7 protein-coding genes are annotated in these 6,809 nt (G+C 68.2%); 3 read left to right on the top strand and 4 right to left on the bottom strand.

The features are described from left to right. The first annotated feature begins 8 nt into the window (after positions 1-8). Entirely contained in the window at positions 9-839 is an 831-nt protein-coding gene (locus ACZ6Z4_RS26780; RefSeq protein ID WP_465569704.1) for a helix-turn-helix transcriptional regulator, read from the top strand. A gap of 2 nt (positions 840-841) precedes the next feature. Here ACZ6Z4_RS26780 and ACZ6Z4_RS26785 read toward each other — a convergent pair whose 3' ends face one another. Next, on the bottom strand, positions 842-1,768 hold the full coding sequence (locus tag ACZ6Z4_RS26785) for a hydroxymethylglutaryl-CoA lyase (RefSeq protein WP_465569706.1): 927 nt from the start codon (positions 1,766-1,768) through the stop codon (positions 842-844). 191 nt (positions 1,769-1,959) lie between these two features. Between ACZ6Z4_RS26785 and ACZ6Z4_RS26790 the strand changes: the two genes are divergently transcribed. Continuing rightward, entirely contained in the window at positions 1,960-2,604 is a 645-nt protein-coding gene (locus ACZ6Z4_RS26790) for a GNAT family N-acetyltransferase (protein WP_465569708.1), read from the top strand. Positions 2,605-2,963: 359 nt separating this feature from the next. Here the strand turns inward: ACZ6Z4_RS26790 and ACZ6Z4_RS26795 are convergent, their stop codons facing one another. The 3 genes from ACZ6Z4_RS26795 to ACZ6Z4_RS26805 all read right to left on the bottom strand — a co-directional run bounded on the left by ACZ6Z4_RS26795 (position 2,964) and on the right by ACZ6Z4_RS26805 (position 5,905). Continuing rightward, on the bottom strand, positions 2,964-3,740 hold the full coding sequence (locus ACZ6Z4_RS26795) for a metallophosphoesterase family protein (RefSeq protein WP_465569710.1): 777 nt from the start codon (positions 3,738-3,740) through the stop codon (positions 2,964-2,966). Positions 3,741-3,809: 69 nt separating this feature from the next. Next, positions 3,810-5,144, bottom strand: coding sequence for a type IV secretion system protein (locus ACZ6Z4_RS26800; protein WP_465569711.1), 1,335 nt, complete (start codon positions 5,142-5,144; stop codon positions 3,810-3,812). Further along, on the bottom strand, positions 5,144-5,905 hold the full coding sequence (locus ACZ6Z4_RS26805; RefSeq protein ID WP_465569713.1) for a DUF8175 domain-containg protein: 762 nt from the start codon (positions 5,903-5,905) through the stop codon (positions 5,144-5,146). Before ACZ6Z4_RS26805 ends, ACZ6Z4_RS26800 begins: the two co-directional genes overlap by 1 nt. A gap of 205 nt (positions 5,906-6,110) precedes the next feature. Here ACZ6Z4_RS26805 and ACZ6Z4_RS26810 point away from each other — a divergent pair, with 205 nt between their 5' ends. Continuing rightward, positions 6,111-6,662 carry a MarR family winged helix-turn-helix transcriptional regulator gene (locus tag ACZ6Z4_RS26810; protein ID WP_465569715.1) on the top strand — a complete coding sequence of 184 codons (552 nt, stop codon included), beginning with the start codon at positions 6,111-6,113 and terminating at the stop codon, positions 6,660-6,662. Positions 6,663-6,809 lie beyond the last annotated feature (147 nt).

Raw genomic sequence — 6,809 nt, forward strand, 5'->3', positions numbered from 1 at the left:
ATCTGCTGGTGAGTGATCGCCGGGCCGAGCTCGGGGAGTTCCTGAAGGCGCGACGCGCCCAGGTCAGCCCCGCTGCTGTCGGCCTGTCCGCGGGCGGCCGCCGTCGTACGCCGGGACTACGACGCGAGGAGCTCGCCCAGCTGGCCGGCGTCGGCGTCACTTGGTACACCTGGCTCGAGCAGGGCCGCCCGATCAACGCCAGCGGCCAGGTCCTCGACGCGGTCGCGACGACGCTCGGCCTGAGCGACATCGAACGCGAACACCTGTACCGGCTGGCCGAGGCGACCCCTTTGAGACCGCGCACGACAGCCTGCGCGAACGAACTGGTGATGGCCGAGATCGTCACCGCCCTCGACCCGCTGCCCGCGGTGATCACCAACCGCCGCTTCGACATCCTGCGCACCAACGACGCGTTCGCCGACCTCTTCCACGACTGGCACACGCTGCCGTGCATCCACAAGAACCTGCTGTGGTGCATCGTCACCGAACCGCTCGCGCGACAACGGTTGCTGAACTACGAGACGGAGGTCCCGTACCTGGTCGGCCGCTTGCGCTCGTCGTACGGCGAACACGTCGGCGACCCGGAGTGGGAGACGGATCTGGCGCGGCTGCGCACGGTGAGCCCGGAGTTCGCGTCGCTCTGGTCCCTGCACGAGGTCGCCGAGTGTGCACCGCGGCCGCGGCACGTGGTGCATCCACTGGCGGGTGAGCTGCACTTCACGGTCACCGAGCTGACGGTGCCGGCGCATCCTGATCTGGTGATGTTCGTGGAGACGCCGGCCGACGAACGCACCCGGCAGCAGCTGCCGATGACTCGGCTCGCACACACCGCCGGGTGATCTCAGCCGGCGAGGGCTTGGACTACTCGGCTGGCCGCGGGTTTGCCTAGTTGCTTGGACATCCACACGCTCGTGGCGACGAGCGCCTCGAGGTCCACACCGGTGTGAATGCCGAGGCCGTCGAGTTGCCAGACGAGGTCTTCGGTGGCGAGGTTGCCGGTGGCGGACTCGGCGTACGGGCAGCCGCCGAGGCCGCCGGCTGAGCTGTCGACGGTGGTGACGCCGGCGCGCAGCGCGGTCAGGGTGTTGGCGAGGGCCTGGCCGTAGGTGTCGTGGAAGTGGACGGCGAGCTGGTCTGGGGTGACCCCGGCTTGCTCCAGGCCGGTGATCAGGTCGATGACCTGGCCGGGGGTGGCGACGCCGATCGTGTCGCCGAGAGAGAGCTCGTGGCAGCCGAGGTCGGCGAGGCGCTTGGTGACCTCGACGACCTGCGCGGTCGGGACATCGCCCTCCCAGGGGTCGCCGTAGCACATCGAGACGTAGCCGCGGACCTGAAGACCGGCCGCGAGGGCGCGCTCGACCGTCGGGGTGAACATCGCGAACTGGTCGGCGAGGGTCGAGTTCAGGTTCTTCTGCGCGAACGTCTCGGTGGCGCTGGCGAAGATCGCGATCTCGCGGACACCCGCCTCGAGAGCGCGGTCCAGGCCGCGTTCGTTCGGGACCAGCACCGGAGCCCGTACGCCGTCCGGCAGGTCGACCAGCTTCAGCAGTTCGGCCGCGTCGGCCAGCTGCGGGACCCACTTGGGGTGCACGAAGCTCGTCGTCTCGATCGTCGTCAGGCCCGCGGCGGCCAGCCGGTGGATGAACTCGGCCTTCACCGCGACGTCGACGATCGCGTCCTCGTTCTGCAGCCCGTCCCGCGGCCCGACCTCGTAGATCGTCACCTGCTCGGGCAGCCCGTCGAGGGTCGCTCGCTGCGGCTTGCGCACTTGTCGTCTCCATCCTGCTTCCGCCGTACGGCGGAGGCTGCTTGGCTTCCGCCGGGTGCGGCGGGAGCTCGGCTCGCTCCGGCCGGACTGGTCGTCCTGCCGCTGCGTGCCTGTGTCCTGGACTCCGCTGGTGGGTGGAGTCCTGATCCTTGCTCCGGGCCCTGGACCGTTCTGCTCCAGAATGGCTCGTGATGACAACTCTGGCCGACATTCTGCGCGGGATCGAGCACGGCGTCTTCCCTGACCCTGACCTGACCACGACCGTGGTCCCGGCGCCTTCGCCTCGGGACACGTGTGTGATCGGGTTGACCGGGCATCTGGTGGTTGCTGCCGACGTACCGGCGGAGTGGGTCGCATCGAACCTCGATCTGACCGATCTGGCTGCGCCGCTCAATCCGCCGTTCCTGCACGCGCTTGAGCGGTTCACCGGGCGGGAGGTGAATGGGATCGATGCGATGTTGTTGGCGCCTGCGCTGGAGGACGAGGCTGAGCGGGCGGAGTTGCTTGCTGGGTTGACGCCGTTCGGGGATGAGTCGCATCCGAGGATTCGGCGGGCGCGGCGGTATCGGGATGAGGTGCGGGCGTTCACTACGTCTGATGGTGGGCTTGTGCTGACGGGGTTGGGGTTGGCTGGGCGGCAGGAGGTCGCGCTTGAGGTGGATGCTGCGGCTCGGGGGCGTGGGGTTGGGCGGGGGTTGGCGCGGGCTGCTCGGGCGTTGGTGCCTGCCGGGACGCACATTTGGGCGCAGGTGACGCCGGGGAATGCGGCGTCGCTGCGGATGTTCTTGGCGGCGGGGTATGTGCCGGTGGGGTCGGAGGCTTTGCTGGTGCGGTGAGGGTGGGGGCTGGGGTGTCGGTCGCGTGAGAGGCGGGGGCTGGGGTTGCTTGTTGGGTGATCGGCTGGGGCTGGGGTTGTCTGTACGGCGAGCGGTTGGGGCTGGGGTTGCTTGTCGGCTGACCGGCTGGGGTTGACGCACGTAGGTCGGGTGCGGGTGGTTCCAGCCTCGCGGCGCCGGCTGCGGGCCGGCGGTTGGGTGCGGGTAGGTGCCACCTGTGGACTTCTCGCCTACTTCCGTCGACTACCACGTACAGGCTTGCTGTTTGGGCGAGAAGTCAGCAGGCGTCACCTTGGGGTGGGCCATTGCCCTTCACACCTTTGGCTTCGGTGGTGGGCCGTTGTGGCTGGGGTTGGTTGTCAGGGGCGGTGGTAGGTCGGGGTGGTGTTGTTGTAAAGGTCGCCTCGGTAGATGTTGTGGATGATTTCGGACTCGTAGCCGGCTAGTTCGGGCATGCCTAGGGTGCGGGCGATTTCCAGTTCGGCAGCGGCGTCGTACGGGACTCGGACGAACTGGATCGAGAACGGGGCCGGGGTTGGGGAGTCTGGGACGCCTTCGAGGATGACGTAGACGGGGGTGGTTTCGCCGAGGCTGTTGCCTACGCTGCCGGTGTTGAAGAGGGTGCGGTCCAGGTCGACCTCGTAGAAGGCGTCGTGGGTGTCGCCGTAGCCGACGACGGTGGGGATCGGGCCGTCGCCGGTGGCCTCGGTGTTCTCGAACATGCCGAGGAACTCTTTTTCGTCGTGGTCGAAGCGGACTCGGTGGTGGACGGTTCCTGCCGAGGCGTGGAAGAGGCGGATCTGGCGGCCGCTGAGGACGAAGTCGTGGCAGAACGGGAGGGCGCGCAGCCAGGTCCACTGGTCCTCGCGGAGCTCGTTCTTCCACCAGCGCATCGCTTCGTTGTCGTACGTGCGGTCGGGGTCGGGGAGGAAGTCGTCCCAGTTGCCGAGGATGTTCACCTCGCAGACCTCCTGGCAGCGGTCGATCACCGCGCGACCACGCGGGCCCTTGCCGACGTAGTCGCCGAGGTTGAAGATCCGCCGGATCCCGCGGGACTCGATGTCGGCGAGCACGGCCTCCAGTGCGGTGAGGTTGCCGTGGACGTCGGAGATCAGGGCGATGCGTTCCAGGGGCATGCAGCCATCTTCCGTGGTGCGCGGGGTCGTGGAGGTCGGCGGCCGGTGCAGGTCTTCCTTGGGGATGGGTCAGTGGCCGCTGCCGGTGGGGCCTGCGGGGGTGGGGGTGGGGGCGGGGCTGGAGGATTGGGTGGGTTTGGGGCGGCGGGTGCTCCAGCCTGGGCCGCCGCCCGTGCCGGAGGTGGGGGTTCCTCCGCCTGGTTCGCCTGCTGAGTGGGCGGCTGCGCCGGATAGGGCGCCGCCGGCTTTTTTGGTGCTGGTCATTGCGGCGGCGCCGGCTGTTAGGCCTGCGCCCAGGGCGCCGGAGGCTGCGCTCTTCAAGGCGCCGCCGGGGGCGCCGCTGAGGGCTGCACCGAGAGCGCCGCCGCCGGCCCCGCCGCCTCCGCCTCCAGCAGCGCCTCCGCTGTGGGCGCCTCCGGTGGAGCGGGCGCCTAGGGCTGAGCGGCCAGCGTTGATGGCGCCGGTGGCTAGGCCGCCGGGGTCGGCGAGGGTCGCGCCGGTGCCTGCGGCGCCGCCGGCTACGGCGGCGGTGACTGGGACCACGAGGCGGAGGAGGGCGGGGAGGGCGAAGACTGCCAAGAGCATCATCATCAGGCCGCCGAGGGCGTTGACGAGGGTGTTGCCGGACTGTTGTTGGAGGCCGGACTGGGTCATTTTGAAGGCGGCGGCGTAGACGAGGGCGGCTGCTGGTTTGTAGGCGACGAAGGCCAGGACCCAGCCGCAGTACTTGCGGAACCATGCCTTGCCTACTTCGGTGTTGGTCGCTGCTGCGGCCAGGGGGAAGGTGCCGGCCAGGAGGACGAGCATGGCTGAGCGGATCAGCAGGAGGATGACTTGGACTACTGAGGCCATGAAGACGGCTACTGCGAAGAACATCGTGGCGACCAAGGGGAGGTCGGCGGTGGCTTTGGAGAGGCTGATGCCTTGGAAGAGCGCCTTGCCGATGGCCTGGTCCGATGCTGCGTCGAGTTTGGCTTCCTTGATGACCGCGAGGGCGATGCCGTCGGAGATTTCGATCAGGACCTGGATGAAGGCTGTGCCTGCGCCGGCTACCACTACGAGGGTGAGGGTGGCTTTCAGGAGGTCGCGGAGGGGTTCGGCGCGTTGTTCCCAGGCTGTGCGGAGGCCGGCGACGATCACGGCGATCACGAAGACGGTGATCGAGAGGGCCATGGTGTGGCCGTGGAGAAGGGCTACTGGGTCGCTGGCGGTCCAGGTGTTGCCTTGGTGGGTGGCGATGGGGGCGGGCTGGACTTCGTCGTTGGTGATCCAGAAGGTGGAGACCGCGGTCAGACCGGACTCGGCGAGCTCACCGAGTTTGGTGGCGAGGATGTCGAACTGGTTGGTGACGAGGGTGGCGAATCCTTCTTTGATGCCGCAGGCGACGTCGACGGGGCTGCACATCAGAGGCCCTTCCAGGTGATGAAGTCGTCGAGGTCGCGGTGCTGGGAGAAGGGGGCGCCCAGTTGGTCGCCGGGTTTGGGTGGGATGACGCGCCAGTCGTCGGAGTGCCAGACGAGGGTGAGGGTGAGGCTCATGTACTGGTCCTCGACGGGGAGGGCGAGGGAGAGGGTGACGCGGTCTGTGGTGGCGTCGATGATGCGGAAGGCTGCTGGTTGGGCGGATACCGCGGCTTCTGATGGTTCTTCGGTTTGCAGGGTGTGGAGGAGGGCGTTGGTGTCTGCGCCGGGGAGCATGAGTTTTCGGACGGTGGCGATGGCTTGGTGCTGGTCGTTGAGGGCGGCGATCGCGTTGTAGGCGGCGTAGATCGCGCCGGTGGGGTTGTGGGCGAAGCCTCGTCTGAAGCCGTCGGGGTCTGTTGTTGCTGGGCCGTAGGTGGATGAGCGGGGGACGACCACGCGGCGGCTTATTTCCCAGGTGTCTGCGGAGGGGGCTTTGGTTGGGGTGGGCTCGGATGCGGCCGGGGAGGTTGTGGGGGGTGCGGTCGCTGCGGCCGGAGGAAGAACAGAGGTGGGATCTTCTGCAGGAGCGTCGGCGACAGGTTGGTTGTGGGTTGGCGAGTTGTTGCCATCGGGGGTACTGGCGGCGGTGCTCGGGCCGCCTGCGAGCAGGAGCAGGGCGCCGCAGATCAGGACCGCGCCGAGGACTATGGCGGCGGCGAAGAAGCTTCGGGTGTAGGGCGAAGGGTCTTCCTGGTCGGTCATTCGGGCCCCCGGTGGCTTGGTGTGGGTGTCGAGATCTAGGCTGGCAAAGATCGGCCGGGAGCCTCGGGAGTTATCCACAGGCGGGGGAAGGTACGGCGTGGGAGCGGGTTGGTCACGCTCGGAATTCCTTCATTCGTGTCTCGACCTGTAGCCGATAGGTCACCCCGTGTAGCGAAGTGACCTAGTCAGCTAATAGAGTCCGCGCATGACCATCGCGCCTACGCTTAGCTCGCCCCTAGCGCTCGCCGATGCAGAATCCACTCCCGTCGCCGAACCCTGGGAAAGCGACGTGATCACCGCGTACGGCCTGCTGCGTGAAGCAGCAGCCGAACTCGATCATCTGATGCGCCATTCCCTGAAGCGCAGTGGTCTGCAAATGGCAATGTTCGAACTGTTGCTGCGGCTAGCCCGTAGTCACGGGGAGAAGCAGCGTCTCACCTCACTCGCCCGGGAGTTGACCGTCACCACCGGCGGCATCACCCGGCTGGTCGACCGCGCCGAGAACCTCGGACTGGTCCGTCGGGAGCCCTGTCCCGACGACGCCCGCGGTTCGTTCGCGGTTCTCACGGAGGAAGGAAAGCGACGGCTGCGCGAAGCGCTGCCCGACCACCTCCTGGAGATCGACAGCCTGTGGATGTCGCAGCTGGCCGACGAGCGCGAGCTCGTCCTCGGCCGGCTCCGGCGGGTGCGGGACAACGCTCGCCGCTGGCCCAACGGCCGACCCGGCCTGCCGCCGGTTTCCACCAACCGCATCTGACCCGCATTACCCGCTCCTAACGGATGTGGGGGGCGGGGGGGGGGGGGGGGGGGGGAGGGGGGGGAGGTGACCCTGAGAAAACCCCCAAGGCCCACCCACAAGAGAGGGGGTGCAGGGCCCCCCCAAGGAGGTAGGGTTGGGGGGGGT

The sequence above is a fragment of the Kribbella sp. NPDC104740 genome (genome assembly GCF_055583505.1).